A 22,584-nucleotide genomic window follows, 5' to 3' on the forward strand; every position below is an offset into this window, starting at 1 on the left:
GATTCTAGCCGCGGAAAACTGCCCCAGAGTGAGAATTCCCGGAAAATAACGTCTCTACGATTCGTTAGAATTTGACTTATGCCGATTTCCGTCCAATAGAGTGTCTCAGGTTCGTTAGAATTTACAGAGCGTGGTTACCATGAGCGAATCACCATCTCCTAAGCTACGTCCAGCTCAGAATAATTTAAGGATCTAGCGACTACGTCTTATGCACGTTCATGAGGACCGTCCGCCATGTTTAAAACATGTGGGAGGGTCTTTTTCATGAACAGATTTTTATGTACAAATCTTCATGTACAGTTTTTGTGTACCAATTCTCCTGTAGAAACTCTGTTATCAGAGTGATGAAGCCCTTGTCCTCATAAGCATCTTTCAAATCAGCTAAACAAGCCACCGAAAAAAAGCCCCACAGCTTGAAAGACTGAGGAGCTACATTTTCTAACCAACTGAATTTCTAAATTACACTGCGCTATTACTGATTATACTTGCTGAACGCATTCTGGTCGGCCTGTACATTCTCCAGATACACAATCTGCCCCGCATCATTTACACGTGCGATATCAATGCCTGCTTTGGCATATACCGTTCCGTCTGCCGCTTGTCCGCATACCGCCCAGTTAGTTTGGTAGCTGCCGTCAGGCTGTTGCACCCACGCGTCCCACATGTGTTTTACATCCTTATTGTACTCGTAGAAAGCCTTCATAAAACCATCGAACCCTGTTCGACTGGTGCCGTTAAGCACAATCTCTGCGTCCGGTGTAAACAGGGACAATAAATCCTGCATGGCGCGCTCATCTGTACGTGAAGCATCAAATAAACGGAAATAGTTGTTCAACAGTGTAGTGGTATTTGTAGTACTCATTTATATTCCTCCTAGAATAAAAAGCCATTTTCCAATCTTTCAGTTCTAATATTTTCGAACTAACTGAAAAGAAATGTAACATACATCCCCTACTACCTGCAAGGTATAGTTCGAAATTTTTCAAACATTGAAAGAGGAAGCTGAATATGCTAACGTCATACATATGAGAACTCCAACGATACCTATGGCTTCGGAATTGAAGCTGACCACGGTCTGCAATGCATTGGGTGATCCGATTCGCATGAAAATTGCACACTGTCTGGCCAGCTCTGGCGAGAAAAACTGTTCCGCCTTCGAAGTAGACCATATTTCCAAATCCACGTTGTCCCATCACATCAAAATTTTACGTGAAGCTGGCGTGATCCAGCCGCGCATTGAAGGTAAACAGCACTTTTATTCCATACGAAAGGAAGAACTAAACGCTCGTTTCCCAGGTCTCGTCGAGATGATTCTGAATACAACCGAGGAATACGCACACTAAAGTAAGCAGGTTTGAGATCCAAGAACCACATCATCATAATCGCAATTCCCATATAAGGAGGCTAACCATATGGACAAAAAAGCGGCAAAGATACTGCTAAGCACCTTCTGGGGAGGTGGGGGCTGGAAAACAACCTCTCTACCCTTCTCCGGGGAGGAATTTGAATATGCCAAAAGCAACGGCGTCATGTTCGACCCACTCACGATCACACATGACGAGATTGTCCAGCGTCTGTACGACATGCATCAGGATGACTCGTTTAAAGAACGGGTGATTTCGGCCTTTTTACATAGTCTGTCCACCAAAAAAGTCTATCTGCGTAGCGCATTATCCAGCTGGGCTTTAACATCGGACATGCCTTTGCATACCTATGCGGAACGCCCTGCCCTTCACCCTAATACGAGTGCCTGTGGGGATTGTAATTTCCTGCGCTTACAGTCAGACAAGGATTATTCCAATGTCGACTTGAACGTCTTGAATTTTGAACGGATCAAATGGGGCGGGGTGCGCCATGGTTGGTTGCTCTACTGCCTGATGGATCTGGAATTACTGCTTCAGGACAACGATGCAAACTATGAAGTAACGCCTGAAGACCAAGCCATCCTGGTCAACCTTCTTGAAGCAGCTCAGACTGAGGACCCCAAAGACAGTGCTCGTTCACTGGAGAAGAAGTGGAAGGATCTCTTCCCTTCTAGCAAACAGGAGCGGGATGCCCTGCTGGAAATCTGGGCGGCAGCCGGCGTACTGGTTCCTGGGGATAACCCGAGAAAACGCAAAGGTGGTTCCAGCGATTTCATCTTTGCGGCAAATTGGCAAGGTGATGATGGATATCATGCAGAAGCCGTAAAACATTATTTCGGCTCCTATCTTCCTCAAATGTGATCAAACCTGAACTTTTGCTCACCTTTGCGTACGTCTGGTTACAATAATGACATCGACAGATTTCCTGTTTAACTCGTATAATAAGGGGAAATTGGTAGATGGGAGTGAAACAAGCGAGTTTATGGTATACATACTGGCTTTTATAGTGTCTTTTGCTGTCGTGGTTCTGCTTATTCCGCCGCTTGGTCGATTGGCTCACCGGCTCGATTTTGTGGACAAGCCTCGGGAAGATGTGGAGCGTAAGCTGCACAGGCAACCGATCCCGCTCACGGCGAGTTACGCGATATTTACTGGATTTTTCCTGACATACATTGCTCTGACCAAAGAAATCACATGGGAAACGGCGGCCCTGGTCGCTGGTGGTATGCTTCTGCTAACGATTGGTACCGTCGACGACTGGTACAAAACGAAAGGCAAAGATTTTCCTGCCCTACCCAAAATGCTCGTACAGGTTTCTGCGGCAGTGCTCGTATTTGCTTCTGGCATTGCGTTCACCGGATTCGTGAATCCCTTTAACGCAGAATATGTCATGCTTCCGATCTGGCTGCAATTCATTCTCACGATCCTCTGGATCTTCGGGGTGACAACAGTCATCAATTTCTCGGACGGCATGGACGGACTGGCTGGCGGATTATCGGCCATCTCGGCGATCACCTTGTTCATCGTGGCTCTTGCCAAAGGTCAAACGGATTCCGCACTCATGTCGATCATTCTGGTCGGTGTGACGATTGGTTATCTGAAGTACAACAAAGCTCCTGCCAAAGTGTTCATGGGTGATGCAGGTGCTACGTTCCTTGGCTTCATTTTGGCGGTTATCGCTCTGGATGGTGCATTCAAACAAGCAACCATGTTGTCCATCTTCATTCCTATTTTGGCGCTGGGTGTACCGATCTTCGATAACATCTTTGTCGTTATCAAACGTTTCATTCAAGGTAAAGCGATCTATCAGGCCGATGCAAGTCAAGCGCACTATCGACTGCTGCGTGCCGGATTGAATCACAAACAGGTTGTTGCTGTCCTCTATCTGGTTAGTACCTGCCTGTGTCTGTCTTCCATTATATTGATGCTGGTAGAGATGTAAGTATCCGCAACAAAAGCGGTCATATCGGAATGTAAAAAAGACGAGTCCAAGGTTTCTTGGCTCGTCTTTTTTATGTTTATATGGTTCGGCGCTCACTCGCTACTCATTCGGTGGCATTTGCTAAGATGCACCTTCATGTGTATAACAGCTCGGTTCAACCATCTGGACTGGTATGCAGTATCGACATGTCTTCAACCTCAGACGCTCACAGTCTCCCACTTATCTCGAAGCTACGGGTGGCAACGGTTGTGCCTGTTGCTGTCGACCTGTCCACCCCGGCCGATCGAGTTCAATGAGACGGCGGTATCGCTCTTCCCCAGCCAGCAATTGTTCGTGAGAACCCTGCATGGCAATCTTTCCATTTTCCATAAAAATAAGTTCGTCCATCTGTTCCGCACCAATCAGGTGATGGGTCACCCAGATCATCGTTTTGCCTTGCAAGCTATCCAGAATGGTCCGCATCAGTTCTCGTTCCGTAACCGGATCAAGTCCTACCGTCGGTTCATCGAATATCACAACAGGTGTCTCCCGGAGCAGTACCCGGGCCAGAGCGATCCGCTGCCTTTCCCCACCGGAGAAACGAAGGCCCGTCTCCAGCATTGGCGTATCATATCCTTGCGGTAAAGATTCGATCAGACCTGATAAACCTACTTGCACGGCCACCTGACGAATCTCCTCATCCGTTGCTTGCGGACGTCCAATCCGTAAATTATTCGCTACCGTGGTATCGAACAGGTGTGGACTCTGATTCAGCACCGCGATGACATCAGGTACACTTTCACCCAGGGTCTGCACAGGCATATTATTGACTAGAACTTTCCCCGCAGACGGGAGCAATGCCCCCTGAATTAGTTTCAACAAAGTCGATTTGCCCCCGCCGCTTCGTCCAAGGATGGCCAGACGTTTGCCTTGAGGCAGTTGAAGGGATACGTCCTGTACGGCGTAAGAATCATCCGCTGCATAACGGTAACTTACGCGATTGATCTCGATGTCTGCTCTTAGTTTGGGCGGAATGCGAAGACGAATTCGTCTGTCCGGGATATCATTCGCAGATGGCACGGACTCAGATGGTTGCCCCGCCATTGTTTTTCCGCTTTTTACTACAGAGATTGATTCGCCCGTTCCGTCAACATCATCCGCTCCATGCTGCACCGGAAGATGCTCTTTCCCTTCCAGCTGTTTCAAGCGGTCCAGCGATTCCCGATACTGTGGAAGATGCTCCACAGCATCTCCTACTGGCAGGAGCGTTTCCGTGAGGGGAAATAACACCAGCACAAAAGCAGCAATCATCACAGCAGGCAATTGTCCGATAGAAGCGGCATTTCCGGCCCATAACGTAACCGATACCACCAACAGGCCAATGACACACTGAGCCATCAGATCACGCCAGCGTGTCCAGCGCCGCAACTTGCGACGAACCGCGTCGACCTGTTCTTCTGCCTCTTCCTGCTGCTGAACAAATTCCGCCGCTCGTCCACTTGCAAGCCAATCTGCCAGCCCAAGCACACCGTCGGTCAGTCGGGTGTACAACGTGCTGTTTTCCTTTTTCAGCCGTACACGCCATTTCCACGTCACTTTCAGGGAGATCGCAGGTAGCACGGCAACGAGAAATAACATATACAAGCCCATCCACAGCGCAAATCCCAGATCAACACTACCAAAGGCAATCACAGCCGCACCGTACATCACGAGCGCAGTAACGGCGGGAAAAACGGTACGCAGATAAATATCCTGCAACCGCTCCACATCATCGGCGAGTGCGCCAAGCACATCTCCGGTCTGCATGCGAGAGCGCAGGAACAGGGCCTGCGGCTCCAGAATGCGATATAGCTTCACCCGTTGATCAGCCAATACCCGCAGTACAGCATCATGTCCTGCCAAACGCTCGATATATCGAAAGACAGCGCGGAATATCCCAAATGCACGTACACCTACAATAGGTACATACACCATCAAAATATTTTCAGGACGCAGCGCAGACTTGGAGATCAGAAATCCGGAGGTGAACAGCAGCAGTACCGCACACAAGGCAGCGCATGTACCCAGCGCAATGACTGCAATGAATCTCCAGCGGTACTGTGCCACATACGGAGCAATCCAGCTATTTTTTTCTTTTCCGTTACGGACGGTCTCCATATGCTCATATCCGGACTTCATTTTATATCGCCTCCATCTGGGCCTGAATCATCTGATAATATACGCCTTGTCGTGCCAGTAATTCCTGATGTGTTCCCGTCTCTGCCACTGTGCCGCCATCCATGACAATAATTCGATCCATATGCGGCATCCAGTGCAGACGATGGGTAGCCAAAAATACAAGTTTTCCTTCAAACAGCGGCAGCATTGTCTGTTTCAGTTCATACTCTGTCTCTACATCCAGATGAGCTGTCGGTTCATCGAGCAGAAGGATGTTCCGTTGACTAAGCAAGGCCCTTGCCAGCGCCACCCGTTGCTCCTGCCCACCACTGAGCTGTCTGCCGCCAGCCCCAATTGGCTCATGAAGCCCACCGGATAACGAGGTCAGAAGCTTGGTTAATCCAGCTGCGCTAATAGCCTTCGCCACTTCCGCATCCGATGCCTCCGGCATGTAGAAACGAACGTTATCGGCCAGGCTTCCACTGAAGATATACGGATGCTGCGGGATAGCTGCCGTCTGTCTTCGCCAGGATTCGAGCATATCCGGTGTAATCGGCTGTCCATTAGCCAGTACTTGACCCGATGTAGGCAACTGGAAACCAGCCAATACATCTATTAACGTGGACTTGCCTGCTCCGCTGGCGCCAATAATACCGATTTTGCCGAGACCTGTAATCTGAAATGTAACATCCTTTAGCGAAGAAGGACCTTCATCATCATGCCGTACCTGTACATCCGTTAGTGCCAATCTACTATTCTCATTCCATGAGGTCACCGAGGAAGAGGAAGAAGCAAGCTCAGGAGTAGTAGAAACAGAAACAGAAGCAGGATCAGGAGCAAGATGCCCCAAAGCCGTTTTATCGTTCAATACGACACGTATAGACGAAGTAGCAGCTTTCCTTTTACCCGAAGATAATGATGATGTAGATCCAGCTTCACCCTCTGCCGTAACCGGATGTGCAACAACATTTGCATAGGCTTCTTTTTGTTTCTGTTCAGCGGCTTTCCCCCGTTCAATCACCTGATTAATGGCTACTCCCGCTTCCTTACCATCCAATGTGGCATGATAATCAGCGCCGAGCATACGTACAGGCAGGAAATATTCGGGTGCCAGAATCAGTACCGTCAGCGCAGGTCCGAGCAGCATATGTCCCTCCGTCAGACGTAATCCCAGACCAACCGCCACGGAAGCAACGGACAGCATCGTGAAGAAATCGAGTGCAAACGAAGAAAGAAAGGCCATGCGCAGAGTAGACATCGTCGCCTTCCGATACCGCTGACTGACCCGCAGAATGGACCCTTCGTGTGTTTTGCTCTGTCCCAATGTTTTCAGCGTCTCCAACCCACGCAAGGTATCGACAAAATGGTTAGCGAGTGCTTTGTAGGATCGGAATTGTCCGTCTATCTTCCGCTGCGCAGCAAGACCAATCAGAATCATGAACACGATCAGGATCGGGAGTGTCAGCATCAGAATAACCCCGGACATCAGATCCAGCTTGAACACATACAGCAAAATGACGATGGGGGTGAACCCCATGCCCAGCATGCGAGGAATGAATAGTTCCAGATACGTCTTGTATTGAGCTGTTCCCTCACGTGCCAGTGTGACCAGATGGCCTGTGCCCTCTGTCTTGGCATAACGCGGCCCAAGCCTGAACCACTGCTCCACCATCTGTCTGCGCAGATCGGTTCCTGTCTTCTCCGCATATCGTGAAGTCACGAGTTGTAACCAGAAGGATAGGGCGTAGCGGGCGGCAAAAGCGGCCAGGAACAGCAGCAGTACAGGATACTGCTCCGTTACGGATGAACCTTCAAACAATGCCGTGATGGCCTGTGCCAGCCATTTGGCTTGCATAATGATCGTCATCGCCTGCAGCATCACCAGCGCTGAGGCCAGCGCAAGTACCGGCCGGATGCCCGGCAGCTTCATCAGCCCCCGTCCCATATCAGTACTCCAGGTGGTGCTGCTCGTTCAGACGTTTGCGGAAGATATAATAACTCCAGATCTGATAACCGAGAACAAACGGTAACAGTGTGCAAGCTACAATGGTCATTACTTTCAATGAATAAGCGCCGGATGCGGCGTTGTATACGGTCAGGTCATATGCCGCTCCAAAGGAGCTCACCATCACTCTTGGGAATAGTCCGATAAATACCGAGGCAAAGGCAATCGCAATCACTGCTCCTGTCATACCAAAAGCCCAGCCTTCACGCTTCTGACGAACAAAGTATGCCGCAAGTGCAAGCGAGACTGCTCCAAGTACGACCATAATCCAGAGGGCCCAGCCGCGTACGGCGAACACATCGGTCATCATATACGTCATTAACGCGTAAACAGCGAGCAGTGCAGTCAGCGGCAACATCAATTTTTGCGCTGTATTCAAGGCACGCTCTCGGAGTTCGCCAACTGTTCGTAGTGATGCAAACAGCAAGCCATGAACCAGACACAGCAACGTTACGCTTAAGCCACCAATGACGGTGTACGGATTAACGATATCGAAGAATCCTGCGCGCAACTGCATCTCCCCATCAATGGGCAGACCCTTCATCAACGTGGCAAAGACCACCCCGAACAGGAAAGGTAACAGCGCACTGGAAACAACAATGATGATGTCCCAGGTTTTGCGCCAACGTTGTTGTTTCATTTTACTGCGGAATTCGAAAGCAACTCCGCGACCAATTAAGGCGAGTAACACGACCACAAGTGGCAGGTAAAAACCACTGAACAACGTGGCATACCAGTGCGGGAAGGCAGCAAACATCGCGCCCCCTGCTGTAATCAGCCATACTTCGTTCCCATCCCAGAACGGACCGATCGAGTTGATCAGGGTCCGACGTTCACGATCTGTTTTGGCGATAATGCCTGTAGACATCCCTACACCAAAATCAAAACCTTCCAAAAAGAAGAAACCGACAAACAATACGGCAATCAGCAAAAACCACAACTCACTTAGTGACAACGGAATAACCTCCATCCACGCCGAACGGGTCGGCCGATTCATCGTGATCTTCCGGCTTCTCGACCGCAAACGGTCCGGCTTTGATCTCACGTACGAACAGGTATACCATCACGATTCCGAGAACCGTATACGCAGCGGTAAAAGCAATGGTCGAGAACAAGATCATTCCTGCGGATACATTCGGTGAGACCCCGGCTTCAGTTGTCATATAGCCAAATACTGTCCATGGCTGCCTTCCGACCTCGGTCATAATCCAACCTGATGTATTGGCGATAAACGGCAGGGAGATGGCAAACACCATCAGACGCATAAACCACTTCCCAGCGACCTCCAGCTTCTTGCGCATGGCCAGAAACGTACCGTATAGCGCCAGTGCAATCATCAAACCACCCGCTGCAATCATGATGCGGAAACTCCAGAACGTTGTACGTACTGGAGGGATATAGTCCCCTGGTCCGTACGTCTGTTCATACTCAGCTTGAAGCTCCTTCATGCCTTTGACACTACCGGAGAACTTACTGTAGGACAGATAACTGAGCAATCCGGGGATTTTGATCTCGCCCGTATTCTCCTGTTTATCCGGATCAATAAAAGCGACCACCGTCCATGGTGCCGGATCTTCTGTCGTCGTCCATGTGCCCTCACTGGCTGCCATCTTCATCGGCTGTGTCTCCACCAGATATTGCGCCTGGAAGTGACCGGAGAAAGCAACGCCGAATGAAGAAACCAGAGCGATAATGATCGCAATATTAAACGATTTGCGGAAGATCTCCACATCCTGCTTTTTCATCAATTTGTAGGCACTAATACCCGTTACGACGAATGCCCCTGTCATCAATGCCCCAAAGATTGTATGTGGGAACTCAACGAGAAGCTGACCATTCGTGATGAGTGCAAAGAAATCATTCATCTCGGCTCGGCCGTTGTTAATCTCAAACCCGACAGGATGCTGCATAAATGAATTGGCCGCCAGAATCCACAGCGCGGACAGGAATGTGCCAACGAACACCAGCCAGATACAGGCCAGATGCACTTTTTTGGACAAACGATCCCACCCAAATATCCACAATCCAATAAATGTAGACTCCATAAAAAACGCCAATAGGGCTTCAATAGCCAGTGGCGCACCGAACACATCCCCGACAAATCGGGAGTACTCTGACCAGTTCATACCGAACTGAAACTCTTGCAGAATACCTGTGACTACCCCGACGGCAAAGTTAATCAGGAACAGTTTGCCCCAGAACTTGGCCATCGTTTTGTAGATCTCCTTACCCTTAACAACGTACAACGTCTCCATAATCGCAACCAACAGCACAAGACCGATGGATAGCGGCACAAAAAAGAAATGGAAAATCGTTGTAAGTGCATATTGGATACGCGATAACATAATCGGATCCATACCGTTACCCCTTCTTTCTGTTCACTTCGCAGTATGCGTATCTGGCATTGAAGCTGCACCTTCGCTGTCTGTCCACCAAATACGTTGATGAACGTATTGTGCCAGATTACCTATTTTATACATGTGAGAATTATCACAATCTACGTGTTTAGAGCAAAAAAAAGTGATCCTGGTCACACAAAAGATAAAAATCAGCCTATTACCACAGCTTGCCAACTTCATGTATTCATGGAAGATACTCATGTTTGGGACGGAATGCCCATATGTTAGTCTCAGGCATAACATGCGAAGTGCCGTGAGGGCTTTACATATGAAGTGAAAGCATGAAGCACATGCAGAGAGAATGACGCACCATAATTCAGTCAAGGTGAGGTGAACAATTTATGGAAAATTCTGCGCCGTTACCTGATTCAGCCCTCGAAGTCGGCCCGGATGAGGTTACTACGGCACAGCCCCCTGTCCGGTATGTTCTCTTCCCCCGCAAAGGAGGCTGGTCATCCTTTCCCTATCCCGATATTGCTGCGCTGCTGTCGATCGAGGGAGATGTCTACTATGTCAGCAGCCTGACGCAAACAGCGGATGTACCTTCGGTCATCACCGTGATCTCCCTTCCTGAAGCCGAGCAGCTATTACTGGAACCACGAACCGTTGCGGTCGTTACCCATCCGTACTGGCTTATGGCTACAGCTTCGCTGGAGCCTGAGCTATGTATTGTTCTGCTCCCTGAGCCTGCTGGGGATGAAGCAACTTCTCCGCTATGGGAAAGCAGTATTTCCAAACTGGTTGGCATCGCCGATCTGGTGGGTACCTCCTCCGAAACACGATATATGAAGCTGCTTTTCCAAGGTGTACGCGCTGTCTGGCTAGGCGGCGAAGATCCTACACCTGCGGGTACGATGCAAAAGGATGACCTAGAAGTCCCTCTCCGTGACTACGAACTGTTCTTCCTGCATGCGCTGCGGCAGATCCTGTCAGGAACGCTGGATAGCGTCACCCTGCTTCAATGCAGTGTACGTGCTGACTTCTACCGCCAGCTCCGAGCCAAAGCAGGCGCCCATGAGACGATATCCTTTTTGCTGGCAGCCTATGAGTACTTGCTTGAAGATCCTAGGGCTATCCATTCACTGCAAGAAGCCTTCACTCATGCGGTCATGAATGGTCGCAGCGATTGCGTAGTCTCCCACTATCGCTTCCTGTCTGCCATCCATGCCCGGGCCGGGAAATTGGAGGACGCCCTGCTGGTGTACGGTATCAGTGCGCGCGACGAACAAGAACGACATCATTATGAACAGCTCTGCCGCTGGCTTGAAGCGGGAGAAGATCAACTTGTACGAGCGGAATTGCTACGTATTAACGATGATTACGGAAACGCCTTGCGTATCCTGGACGAACTTGGCGGAGAAACGGCGAGACATTGGAAATTCCGCATCTATCAGGAGACTGGACGTGTGGAAGAGGCACTTGCTCTGGTGCATGCAGTCGATATTCAGGATGATGCCAGTCGCCGGGATTATCAGCAATTATCCGGAAGTGCGCTGGCTCTAAGAGGAGAGCGACACGGGGCAGTCCGACATTTTCTCGAAACGGCACTGGAGGATGAAGATGCGCTCGCCCGGATTGTCGAACTGGAGCTGTTGGATCATGCTGTACAGCAATTGCTTGGGGAGGTGCCATGATGCTGGACCCGAAGAAGCGTAGACAACAGGTGAATGGGCCGATGGTGCACAGGGATATCCGAACCGAAACCACTTATACGCCAACGGAAACAGTCGATCGGACACATACAGACGCATTGGGAAATGGCGATCAAACGTCGGATCATGCACAACCAACGCCGAGCACTCGAAGCCAAATTCATCACTGGGGCGACGTACAAGGTCAGGGAGAACAGGATGCTGCTGTATCACAAGAGGAAACAAATGTTTTCGAAGAGCCATTCTCCATTCGTCGGGTTCGCAAAAGCAAAGGCAACAAACTGACCGCCATGCTCCAGGTTCGCAATGAACGTGGCCGATACCTTGAAGAGGTACTGCATGATCTGAGTGAGTTCGTGGATGAGATCGTGATTGTGGACGATGCAAGCACAGACGGAACCCCGGACATATGCAAAGCCTATCCGAAGGTGGTCCGGCTGGAAGTGTTGGAGAAACCGCTGTTCGCCGAGGAATGGCGGCTTCGCAATACCTTATGGCAAGCGGCTGCGGGAACACGTCCCGACTGGTTGCTCTCGGTTGATGCGGATGAGCTATACAGCACAGAGGCCAAGAAAGCCATACGCACTCTGATTAATCAGGAGTATGCGGACTGGTTTGCATTTCGTTTCTACGATATGTGGGGTGGCCGGACCCACTACCGGGAAGATGATCTCTGGTGTCTGCATAAACGGCACACCGCTTCACTTGTACGGTATATGCCTGGATATCCTTATTTTTATCCACAGCAGAATCATCATGTTCCCCGCCTTCCCTTGTCCTGCACTGTATTGCCTGGGATCAGCACGGAGCTGAAGGTTCAGCACCTCGGTTGGGCCGGCAGCCTGGAAGATCGGGTTCGTAAATACTTGCGCTACAAACGTATTGATCCGAGCGGTGAGTGGGGAAATCTTGCACACTACGAGTCGATCCTCGATCCGGAACCTCGGCTGCTTCCCTGGAAGGAGGGACAGTGAAATGGGCGTGGTGAGTATTCTGACACATAGCTTCACCGATGGGTACAATCGGGAATTTGGCCGGGTATTTGGCGGTGGACTGGAGCGCTACATTTTGGATCTGTGCAGTGTCATCCGTGGGCTCGGGCACATTCCCGAGGTTCATCAGCTCTCTTATTTTGAGGCGTTTCAGACGCGTACGGAGCAGATTGATGTATTTGGCTATGCATATGACATGAATGATGTGCCCGAAGCCTTTGACCGGATGGCCGCCGCGGCACGCGGACCTGTGATCTATGCGAGCTGTCTGTGGCAACCCATCACCTACAAACCAGGCAGTCTTGGCATCTGTCACGGCATTAACTGGGATCGTCCCGGTCTGCCATTGGATACCAAACAACAAGTAGCAGAACACATTCAGCTGGCTCTGGATGGACTTGTGCGCATCGTGTCTGTGGATTCCCATTTCCAGACCTTTTGCCGAGCCGCTTGTACCTATACCGATCCAAGGCAGGTTGTCCTCATTCCCAATGCAGTGGATACGTCCTATTTCACACCAGCCCCGCCAACGCGGACCTTAGAGCAGGAACAGGAAGACGAATGGCTTGCTGCATGGAAGACCGATCTGGCGAGTCATGAGGAGAAGGCTGATGCAGTTATATCAGGGGTGCAAGCTGTAGAGAGCAAGGGTGGAGCGGGTGGTGATGGAACGAACAGAGGTAGGGCTAACGATATTCTAATAGAAGCAGATGCTGACTACCAGGTTAATGGTCCAATTCGGGGACAGGTTGAAAAGAAAGCTGTGGATGTAAGTTTGACCCCTCCCCGCCCAATTCGCATTATATATCCGCGCCGCATCAGCATGGAACGCGGCATTATTCCGATGATGCTGGCAGCAGATAAGCTATTGGGTGCTTTTCCAGATCTGGAGATTGAATTTGCCGGGGAACTGGTCGAAGGCAGTACGGTCGGGAGAGCCTTCCGTTATTGGCATCGTACTCACCCACATGCAGCGAGAATTAACCAGCGCACGTATGATTTCCGGGATATTCGGGTGGCCTACCATCAGGCAGATATCGCCGTAATTCCAACCGTTTTCTCAGAGGGCACCTCCTATGCCTGTCTGGAAGCGATGAGCTGTGGACTTCCAGTAATCGCCTCCAATGTTGGCGGATTGAATGATCTGATTCAGGACGGGTTTAATGGGCTGCTGGTACCTCCTGGTGAGCAGGAACTCACCGCCGCACTGGTTCGTCTCGTACAGGATCGGGCAGAGCGAGAACGACTGGGAATCTATGCGCGCGAGACTGCACTGTCCTATGATCTAACCAGGTGGCGGAGCCGGTGGAGCACGGTGTTGGAATCTTTTTTGGCAGAGACAGGATTGAAGGAGGGAATTCGCGGATGATGGATACGCCCAAGGCAACGGAATTCATGGAATCAAGATACATTCGGCAAAGTGACCCTAAAACGGACACACTGGTCTTCCCCTTGCATCCGGCATGGTGGAGCCGTCCCTATGAATATGAATGGGCCCGGCGGTTTGCACGTCCGGACGATGTGGTCCTTGATGCAGCCTGCGGCATCTCCCATCCGTTCAAATTCTGGCTTGCCGAACACTGCCGCGAGGTTCACGCCTGCGATTGGGATGAACGTATTTTGTCTGAAGAGGCAATCCGGCTGGATATTGCTGCTGATTTTGGCGAGCAAGCCGCTCAGGATCTGCCGGAATCAACTCTCGTCCGATTGCACCGTTCAAAGGCTAATCTGGCCCAGCTTCCGTATGAATCGGGTAAGTTTGATCGGGTGTTCTGTATTTCTGTACTGGAGCATCTGGATACAGGCACAATGCTGCGTGCATTTCGTGAATTCGCCCGGGTGCTGAAGCCAAACGGACAGTTGATCGCTACCTTCGATGTGCCCGAGATGCGGCCTGATCTACTGGAGACGATCATGGCGGTCACCGGACTAACCATTGAAGATAAGCTGAATGTGGAGGAGCCGGACGATGCTATCTGGTCAGACATGTACGGCACGCCAATCCGCTGTTTTCGCGCAGTGATATGCAAAGGTTGAGACTGGTGGAGTTGCGTTGGGTTAAATGCAGAATGGATAATTGAGGACTTGAGGGATCGACCCATGGGCAACGGAACCATGCACGGTTCGGGAAATAATCCGATTACCGGCAGCTCCGTTGCTTTTGTACTTTCAATGGAGGTCCTATTACGGGAATATGTGGGGGATATATAGGGATTGGGGAACTAAAGATGAAAGACAGATTACAGGTGTACCAGTAGCATGTTGCACTGGTTGGTGTACTCTTTGGCAGAGGCTGCGCCGGGTGTTGTCAGGCGCAGCAAGGTTTGCAAGCCCGGCGGGATCACTGTCGCCGGGCGACCTGTGGCGGCAGGTTGCCGGGCAGTGAGTTGGGCCGATCCAGCCCATTCACGCGCCAGGTTCTGCCGCCCGGCGAGCAGCGCGAGCGTGCCCGCGAGGAGCGCGTGAGCGGTGCGCTCGGGGGCGGTGCGCTCGGGGGCGGGCACTTCGTCCGCGTGGGGCTGCTGCGCGCCGTCAGGCGTGCCGCATAGCGCCAGCAGCCCTTCGCGGACGCTCGCGGGTGCGCGCAGCAGCCCGCAGCGTGCCGCAGGCGGAAGCGCTGCAAGCAACGCCAGCGCACCGCGAGGCAGCAGGGCCTGCAGCAGGCGCAGCCATGCGGCCCAGGCGCCAACGCTGGCGAGCGCTTGCGCAGCGGCGAGCACGCCGCCAGGAGCAGGCGGGCCGCAGGCAGGCGAGCCGCCGGACGGGCTGCCGCAGCCGCGCGCCGAAGCGTTGCTGCCGGGCGTTGCGCCGCGCTGCAGCAACGCCTCAGCGGCGTGGGCCGCTGCGGGCAGCGCAGCCGCCGGGCGAGCCGCCGCTCGGGCGTTGCGCCCGCCGGGCTGCTTGCGGCCCAGCGCCCACAGCGCAAGCGCCGCCTCAGGCCCGTGCTGCGCATGCGCCGCCCAGGGCTGCAATGCCGCCCATGCCGCGGCGTCCTCGCCCAGCTGGGCCAGTGCAAGCCCGGCGGCCAGCGGCTGTGCCCGCAGCGGGGTAGCAAGTGCTGCCGCATGGCGCAGCAGCCACTCCGGCCGATGCGCAGCCAGCGCGGCCGCGATCAGCACTTGCCATGCCGCAGGCGGCAAGCTTCCCCGGGCGGCTGCGCTGGCGATGGCATGCGGCCTCCCTGTGGCTGCGGCCAGCAACAACAGCCGCTGCCATGCAGCCACGCTGCCGGGTTGCATGCCCAGCGCCGCCGTGTATGCGGCTTCTGCCTCTGCCCAGCGGCCAGCTCGGTCATATGCCATGCCTTCCAGTGTTAGGCTGCGATAGGTTCCAGCACCAGAGACTGACGTATATCGGTTGGCCGTGGAAGCAGCGGATCTAGCCTGTTTTAACCAGTCCAAGGCTACATCCTCTCTCCCTTGATCCAGTTCAAGTACAGCACCAAGCTCCAACAAATCCGGAAAATCCTCATACACGGGCGCCCATGCTTCCACCACAGCAAGCGCCCTCTCCGGGCTACCACTCTCTCGCCAAGCGTAAGCCGTTTTCAGCACCAGATCCGAGTGATATCCGCACTCAGGTGTAAGCTGTGCCAATAATGGGTGCAACAATCGGAGTGCTTCATCATACTTCGCTTGCTGAAACCATTCGGCAGCCAGAGCATATAACAACTCCGGTTGGTCGCCCTCCTGATTTAACGCGGAACGAATCAACTGCATATTTCGTGCACCTTTATTTTTGGTAGTAATCACCTGCTCCAGGTATCCGTAATGAATGACCTCGAGGCCAGAATGAAGCACACCTTGCGGAGCCAGTGCCACGATGGAAGAAGCTATTTCTTCATGAATTCTGCCCTGAAAGGCAATTCGGGGATCATTTCGGAACAAACGACACACCGCATCTGTCACACGCTCTTCACCGGATACACCCAACAGACTCGTGACCTGTATCCAGTACCCCCATACATCATCTCTGCTCGCGGCTAACAACTGCATGAGTTCTGCCTTCATCTGCGAGGTCTGTATCCATACTTCATCTGCATCAAGCACCAGAATCCACGGTTTCGTAGCAGCAGCCAGCGACAGATTACGGGCTTCACTGAAGTCTCCGTTCCATTCTGTGCGAATTACAATGGCACCATGGCGGCGGGCAATTTCAATTGTATCGTCTACCGATCCAGTATCCACGACGATGATCTCATCTACAACATCCCTGACTGCGTTCAGACACCGCTGGAGTGGTCCGGCTTCATCCTTTACGATCATGCACAAGCTAATCCCTGTGTCCACATTCATCACCACCTCACCAACGGAATTCAGCCCCATCCAATGCCCACCTGCATTAACTTTACCCCCGCAACTACTTAATATCGCTCAACTCTCGAACCCATCCGCCCCTGGCAATTCAAGCCGAATATGCTGAACAATTGGCCAACAACGGTGTCGCTGTCCATTCGTACGTTGGGCGAATATCTCCAGATGATGATCCGCAGCACTAACCAATCCCTTCACCAGCCAACTGGTTCCCGCGAGGGTATCCGAAGTCCCAGGGAACGACTCCATTCCATTCTCATTCAAGTTCTCTTCCTCTTCCACTCGAACGTTCTCCCCAACAGATAAATCATCTCCCGCCAATTGCTGCCGACACATCTGAATCAGATTATGCAGCTCTTTCCATCTCCCCGACTGTACACATCCTTCCATCATCAGTCCGAGCGCCTGCCAGCCGTCATACTCTGTTCCCGCAACCGTTACGTCCATGCTGGAGTTCATATCCTTCTTCTTTGCCACTCTCAGACCAACCGTTCTCCCCGTCTGCACAGTAGATTCCTCATCATTAGTTACTGCTGCACCTTCCTGAGAACTACGCTTCAACCACAACGTCAATGGATCATCTCCGCTGACTTCCTTCCCCTCGATCCATTCCAAACGCTCAAGCCATCGGGTAGATATCAGTGCGAGCAGCCCTTTTTTCCGCTTCACGGGTTCCAGCTTCAGACGCGCCTTGTTCCATCTTCCCTGCTGGATGTGGAGCATCGCTTCAGCCACGGACAAACGCTCCCTCATCTCTCCGGAAGGTTGTGAAGATACACCCGATAACAATTCCAGAGCCGCTTCATAACAACGACTTTGCTCCAGAATGCCCAATACTTTGTGTGTAGCCTCTTCCGATCCGAGCGCAAAACGCTCCGTCACCAGCTCTGGAATCTGATGTTCCTGTCCGGAGACTCGCATAATTCGGAATATCCGATAGAGCGGCGGTAACAGACTGGATTTGGCGCGCACCGCTTCTACATAAGCATCCACCGCGCCTTCAAGATCAGCCTTTCCTTCCAGTAATCGGCCTAACGTATACCACGTCTGATAGGTGCCGATGCCTTCTTCCGTATGGTATATGGGTGGAGGTGGCCCCATGCGAACCGCTTCACGCAGCGATAATTCTGCCCGATCAGCATCCCCCAATGCGTCTGCACAGACTCCACGATGATGCATCAGATCCGTGTACTCTGGAAAGAGTTCAAGCGCAGCATCAATGCGATCTAATGCCTCCTGCCAGCGATTCAGGTGCTGTAGACAACGAACTTCATATTTGAACAGCAAATGTGCGTAACTGGTCACCGCTGGATCAATCCCCATCCGAGCCACACCAAACGTCTCCAATGCCCGCTCCGCTTCCCCCACACGCAGATATTCTACGCCCAGATTATAGTGATGGAACGGCTGATCCGGCTCTTCCTCCACTGCCTGTTGCAGCAGGCGGACATTGCGGTTCACTTTATCTTTGCGCTCCACAATCGCCGTCTGATATCCGTAATGATGGATCATCATGTCCGTCACATGAAAAGCAGCCTCTGGGTTCCTACGGCAAATCGCCGCCGCAATCTGCTCATGAATTCGACCTTCGAACCGATGCTCCGGGGCATTGCGAAAGAGACGTAAAACCGGATTCACGGTAACCCCCTGCTGACCCGTACCTGTATAGTTATGAATGTTTAAAAACAATCCGTCACATCCGCTGACCGTCGTCCAGCTTCTGATCTGCTCCCGCGCAGCCCTATCGAGCGCCTCGTCCGCATCAAGAAAGAGAATCCAGTCGCCGGAAGCCCGCTCCAGGCCAGCATTACGTGCTGCGGCAAAATCATCGCACCACTCAAATGCCACAACCACCGCTCCATATTGCTGTGCAATCTCCGCGCTGCGGTCCGATGAACCGGTGTCCACGACAATTACCTCGTCCACCGCTCCCTGGACACTAGCAAGACAGTGAGGCAGTAACTCTTCTTCATCCTTCACGATCATGCATAGGGAAATGCGTTCCGCTCGCAAGTTGATTCCTCCTTTCCTTCGCATGGAAAATCGTGCGCCATGAGATACCTTCGGCCGTCCGCAGCCTTTGTTCCAGTGCAGCATGTTGTGCCGCGAGTGCCCCTGCCGACGGGGAGCGAACCAATTCCTGTCGAAGTACCTCCATTGCTATCCGCAAGTAACATACTGCTGCACCAGCTCTGGCCTGTTGCAGATCAGGCTCGCGCTCCAGAGCCTGCTCGAACAGAGACAATGCCTGATCATAATACCCTTTGGCATACAGTGTTTCACCCAGCCAGAATAACCCTTCGGCATCCAGCTCACTCTCGGTCATGCACTGAATCAGGATATTCGCGGCTACCAAGGTATATCCGTGGCGATACAGCAGACTTGCAAACTCCCGCCGGACCGTTACTGCCTTTCCCCGATGCTCACGTATCATGATTTCTCGCAGCTCATGCAGTTGCTCAGCAAGCGTAAGCTGTCCAGTCTTTATCGCCTGCTGTACAACCTGCTCCGCCACCATCTGTGCCTGCGGACCCCACTCCATAAACTTCTGTTCTTCTGACGCAGGTTCCATGCTTCGCGGCTCTTTGGTCAACTGATCCAGCAGACGATCCATGACCTTCCAAACCGTCTTTTCCTGTGAATGCGTAGTTGCAAGGAATGTATCCGTTAATCGTAATCCGTTGGCCCAGCAAGCCAGCGCCCAATCCATTCTGTGTTCAGACCCCAAGTTGACTTCATCCATACGCTCTGCGCCCCAGTATTCTTCCGCCAGTTGCAATGCTTCCGAAACCCTATTCGCACATAACATCCAATGTATTCGATCAGCTACTTGAATACGAGCACTACACGCATCTGTATCCAGCATTTTCAACGCCTGCTCATACGCCCCGCAGCCTGCAAGAATACGAATCACATGCACTAGGTGAGCCTCATTATTCACGGAGGATGGATGTGACATTCCACCCCGAATCGAATTACCGTGATTTGACTTTTCAATCCCTCTGCATCTGGCGAGCAATGTTTCTGCTATGTTCTCATCTGTTTCTCCCGATTGTTGCAGTACATCTGCCAACCCCACCCATGCCGGAGCATATGCAAACATGCTGTCCAATGCCAGACCGTACAGATGTGCGGACTCATTCAGGAATCCACGTTTCTGGGCAAGTCTTGCCATCGCGGTATAGGCTCTGTAACTATCAGAACCGGCTTCCGTTACATATGGCGAATCTAACGTGCTACCACCATCACTTTGTCCATCACTATCCGGCACCTCCAGGCACTCAGTCGCTCGGGCAAAGGATTGATATGCACGCTCCTCCAAACCTTGCTGCTCCAACGTCTCACCGTACAACAGATGCAGATCCGCGTAAGATGGATAACGCTGTCGTTCCACAGACAGAAGTGCATGCGCCTCGTCGTAGCGCTCCGATCCCACAAGGGTCTTCGCATAATCCCTAACCAGTGTAGGGCGATATGGCGCGAGCAGCTCTGTCCGTCGTAACGATTCATGGAATGCTTCAATTGCCTGTTCGATCTGACCAAGTTGGCAATACGTTACTGCCAGATTGTACAGGTGAAAAGGCTGTGCAGGATCATCCTGAAGTTCACGCTCAATCAGCTTCAAATTACGTCTTGGTTTATGTTCCTTCACAATCGTGGAGGCCAGATACCCATCATGAATGAGACATAGTGGAGCCAGCGGTTCAGTCTCGATCAATACGTTTTCTTCATCTGTATATTTCTCGTTCTTATCCCCATCAGCAGCCTCATTCAGGACCAGCCTGCTCGGGCCGCTACGAACCAACTGCTCATGGATGCGTCCCACATATCGATATCCTTGATTAGCACGGAACAGTCTTACCGGTTGGGAGATCATCTTCTCCTCTGCCCCTTCACCGTATCGATTCTCTATAGTAATGCGTAATCTTGAAATGCTTTTATGGACTTTGGGCAAATAGCTCAGTAGTTCTTCTAACCCCTGTATGACGTACTCATCCGCATCCAGACATAGGACCCATTCGGTGCCAGCCAGAGGCAAACTGATATTCCGCGCATGGGCAAAATCATCCTCCCAGCGGGCATGCAACACCGTCGCTCCGTATGTTCTGGCGATCTCGGTCGTACGGTCGGATGAGCCCGTATCGGTGATAAAGCATTCCGTGTCGATATGCTTCAAGCTGTCGAGACAGCGGGCTAGATGATGTTCTTCATTTTGCACAATCATATGAATTCCAAGTAAACGGTTCTGCAAACGTAGCCACCTCCAATACAAAAAAAGTACATGAAGTCCACCAAAGGAACTCCATGTACCTATATGACAAATGAATGGGTTATGTGCCTTGTCCATTGAAGAACACATCAATCGTACTTGGTGCACCAACTAGGCTGGAGCGGTAAGATAGGCGTGTATATTTGAGAAAACGCTGTGGAACCAATACATCCACTGACCCGGACAAAATGCCCGTTACTGTCGTCACATCTGTGTACCAGTTCGAACCATTTGCACTGATCTCAACACGAGCATCTACCCGGTTTACACCCGGTCCCCTATTGTATACAAAGAAAGAATACGTACCAAATACACTGGTTGTCACTGCTGGAAGCGGTGTAAAGGTGTTAGCCGTCGGGGTGCTAATGAGTTGGTTTTCCTGAAAACTCTTCTGTGATATGGACGTCACGCTGCTAAGCGTTCCCGCCGTAATTGTAGCGCCGAGCACACTGGTGATCGTTCCGTTTAACAGGTTCGTCAGGGTTCCGGCTGTAATCGTTGCTCCAAGTACACTCGTGATCGTACCATTCAGCAGGTTTGTCAGCGTCCCCGCTGTCACCGTTGCGCCGAGCACGCTGGTGATCGTTCCGTTTAATAAGTTCGTTAGGGTTCCGGCTGTAATCGTTGCTCCAAGTACACTCGTAATCGTACCATTCAGCAAATTCGTCAACGTACCCGCTGTTACCGTTGCGCCGAGCACGCTGGTAATCGTTCCGTTTAATAAGTTCGTCAGCGTTCCTGCGGTGATGGTGGCTCCAAGTACACTGGTGATCGTACCTGCGGTAATTGTTGCTCCGAGTATACCTGTGATTGTACCCGCTGTGATGGTCGCTCCAAGCACGCTGGTAATGGTTCCAGCAGTGATCGTTGCTCCCAATACACTGGTTATTGTACCATTCAGCAAGTTCGTCAGTGTCCCCGCCGTTACTGTAGCTCCGAGCACACTCGTGATGGTTCCGGCTGTGATCGTTGCTCCAAGTACACTTGTGATCGTACCATTCAGTAAGTTCGTCAATGTTCCTGCAGTCACCGTGGCTCCAAGCACACTCGTGATGGTACCATTAAGCAGGTTCGTCAATGTACCTGCGGTCACGGTTGCACCCAGCACACTCGTAATGGTTCCCGCCGTGATTGTTGCTCCCAATACACTGGTTATTGTACCATTCAGCAAGTTCGTCAATGTACCCGCGGTAACCGTGGCTCCGAGCACACTGTTAATCGTACCTGCTGTAATCGTTGCTCCAAGTACACTCGTGATCGTTCCGTTCAGAATGTTCGTAATGGTTCCGGCGTTAATCGTAACGGTAGTCAGACCTGAGATGTTACTGATGGTTCCGTCCAAAATGATACCAACCACATTCCCACTCGTATCGGTTCTGACGGGCTGGGCTGTGCCTGTACTATCCTGACCGAAGATCAACGTTCTCAGATTATCCGGATTCGTGTTAAATGTTGTAAAGTTAGGCATGTGTCTCGTCCTCCTCCCTGGTCAAATCTGTATGATCATACTC

The 22,584-nt window shown here is 51.8% G+C and carries 16 protein-coding genes; 7 read left to right on the forward strand and 9 right to left on the reverse strand.

Annotated elements, in window-relative coordinates:
- Positions 1–472: 472 nt before the first annotated feature.
- The gene (locus MKX75_RS27550) at positions 473–862 is read right to left on the reverse strand and encodes a nuclear transport factor 2 family protein (protein ID WP_091035905.1); all 390 of its coding nucleotides are present in this window, start codon (positions 860–862) and stop codon (positions 473–475) included.
- Positions 863–1,025: 163 nt separating this feature from the next.
- Here MKX75_RS27550 and MKX75_RS27555 point away from each other — a divergent pair, with 163 nt between their 5' ends.
- From MKX75_RS27555 to MKX75_RS27565, 3 genes are all read left to right on the forward strand, one after another.
- Complete coding sequence (locus MKX75_RS27555) at positions 1,026–1,343, forward strand: metalloregulator ArsR/SmtB family transcription factor (protein WP_339167614.1); 318 nt, start codon at positions 1,026–1,028, stop codon at positions 1,341–1,343.
- Positions 1,344–1,412: 69 nt separating this feature from the next.
- Positions 1,413–2,225 (forward strand): hypothetical protein, encoded by an 813-nt coding sequence (locus tag MKX75_RS27560; protein ID WP_339167615.1) that lies wholly within the window; start codon positions 1,413–1,415, stop codon positions 2,223–2,225.
- A gap of 121 nt (positions 2,226–2,346) precedes the next feature.
- Complete coding sequence (locus MKX75_RS27565; protein WP_062836785.1) at positions 2,347–3,306, forward strand: MraY family glycosyltransferase; 960 nt, start codon at positions 2,347–2,349, stop codon at positions 3,304–3,306.
- Between the two features lie 219 nt (positions 3,307–3,525).
- On the opposite strand, the gene cydC is transcribed toward MKX75_RS27565, so the two are convergent.
- From cydC to MKX75_RS27585, 4 genes are read right to left on the reverse strand one after another with little or no spacing between them, the layout of a single operon-like run.
- Positions 3,526–5,463, reverse strand: coding sequence for a thiol reductant ABC exporter subunit CydC (cydC, locus tag MKX75_RS27570; RefSeq protein WP_339167617.1), 1,938 nt, complete (start codon positions 5,461–5,463; stop codon positions 3,526–3,528).
- A gap of 1 nt (position 5,464) precedes the next feature.
- The gene (gene cydD, locus MKX75_RS27575; protein ID WP_339167619.1) at positions 5,465–7,387 is read right to left on the reverse strand and encodes a thiol reductant ABC exporter subunit CydD; all 1,923 of its coding nucleotides are present in this window, start codon (positions 7,385–7,387) and stop codon (positions 5,465–5,467) included.
- Between the two features lies 1 nt (position 7,388).
- The gene (gene cydB / locus MKX75_RS27580; RefSeq protein ID WP_339167620.1) at positions 7,389–8,444 is read right to left on the reverse strand and encodes a cytochrome d ubiquinol oxidase subunit II; all 1,056 of its coding nucleotides are present in this window, start codon (positions 8,442–8,444) and stop codon (positions 7,389–7,391) included.
- Positions 8,389–9,804, reverse strand: a complete 1,416-nt coding sequence (locus MKX75_RS27585; RefSeq protein ID WP_062836782.1) for a cytochrome ubiquinol oxidase subunit I — start codon at positions 9,802–9,804, stop codon at positions 8,389–8,391. Before MKX75_RS27585 ends, cydB begins: the two co-directional genes overlap by 56 nt.
- Before the next feature lie 383 nt (positions 9,805–10,187).
- Here MKX75_RS27585 and MKX75_RS27590 point away from each other — a divergent pair, with 383 nt between their 5' ends.
- The 4 genes from MKX75_RS27590 to MKX75_RS27605 are packed head-to-tail and all read left to right on the forward strand — an operon-like array spanning position 10,188 to position 14,527.
- Positions 10,188–11,480 (forward strand): hypothetical protein, encoded by a 1,293-nt coding sequence (locus MKX75_RS27590; protein WP_339167621.1) that lies wholly within the window; start codon positions 10,188–10,190, stop codon positions 11,478–11,480.
- The gene (locus MKX75_RS27595; protein ID WP_339167622.1) at positions 11,477–12,472 is read left to right on the forward strand and encodes a glycosyltransferase; all 996 of its coding nucleotides are present in this window, start codon (positions 11,477–11,479) and stop codon (positions 12,470–12,472) included. The genes MKX75_RS27590 and MKX75_RS27595 overlap by 4 nt, the downstream gene beginning before the upstream one ends.
- 1 nt (position 12,473) lies before the next feature.
- The gene (locus MKX75_RS27600; protein ID WP_339167623.1) at positions 12,474–13,859 is read left to right on the forward strand and encodes a glycosyltransferase family 4 protein; all 1,386 of its coding nucleotides are present in this window, start codon (positions 12,474–12,476) and stop codon (positions 13,857–13,859) included.
- Positions 13,856–14,527 (forward strand): class I SAM-dependent methyltransferase, encoded by a 672-nt coding sequence (locus tag MKX75_RS27605; RefSeq protein ID WP_339167624.1) that lies wholly within the window; start codon positions 13,856–13,858, stop codon positions 14,525–14,527. Before MKX75_RS27600 ends, MKX75_RS27605 begins: the two co-directional genes overlap by 4 nt.
- Before the next feature lie 203 nt (positions 14,528–14,730).
- Here the strand turns inward: MKX75_RS27605 and MKX75_RS27610 are convergent, their stop codons facing one another.
- From MKX75_RS27610 to MKX75_RS27625, 4 genes are all read right to left on the reverse strand, one after another.
- A complete protein-coding gene (locus tag MKX75_RS27610; RefSeq protein WP_339167625.1) occupies positions 14,731–16,815 on the reverse strand; it encodes a glycosyltransferase family 2 protein in 2,085 nt (694 codons plus the stop codon).
- A gap of 48 nt (positions 16,816–16,863) precedes the next feature.
- The gene (locus MKX75_RS27615; protein WP_339167626.1) at positions 16,864–18,816 is read right to left on the reverse strand and encodes a glycosyltransferase; all 1,953 of its coding nucleotides are present in this window, start codon (positions 18,814–18,816) and stop codon (positions 16,864–16,866) included.
- The gene (locus tag MKX75_RS27620) at positions 18,773–21,055 is read right to left on the reverse strand and encodes a glycosyltransferase (protein ID WP_339167627.1); all 2,283 of its coding nucleotides are present in this window, start codon (positions 21,053–21,055) and stop codon (positions 18,773–18,775) included. The genes MKX75_RS27615 and MKX75_RS27620 overlap by 44 nt, the downstream gene beginning before the upstream one ends.
- Before the next feature lie 79 nt (positions 21,056–21,134).
- Positions 21,135–22,541, reverse strand: coding sequence for a DUF6385 domain-containing protein (locus tag MKX75_RS27625; protein WP_339167628.1), 1,407 nt, complete (start codon positions 22,539–22,541; stop codon positions 21,135–21,137).
- Between the last annotated feature and the right edge of the window lie 43 nt (positions 22,542–22,584).

It is taken from the genome of Paenibacillus sp. FSL R5-0341 (genome assembly GCF_037975235.1).
Classification (GTDB): Bacteria; Bacillota; Bacilli; order Paenibacillales; family Paenibacillaceae; genus Paenibacillus; species Paenibacillus amylolyticus_A.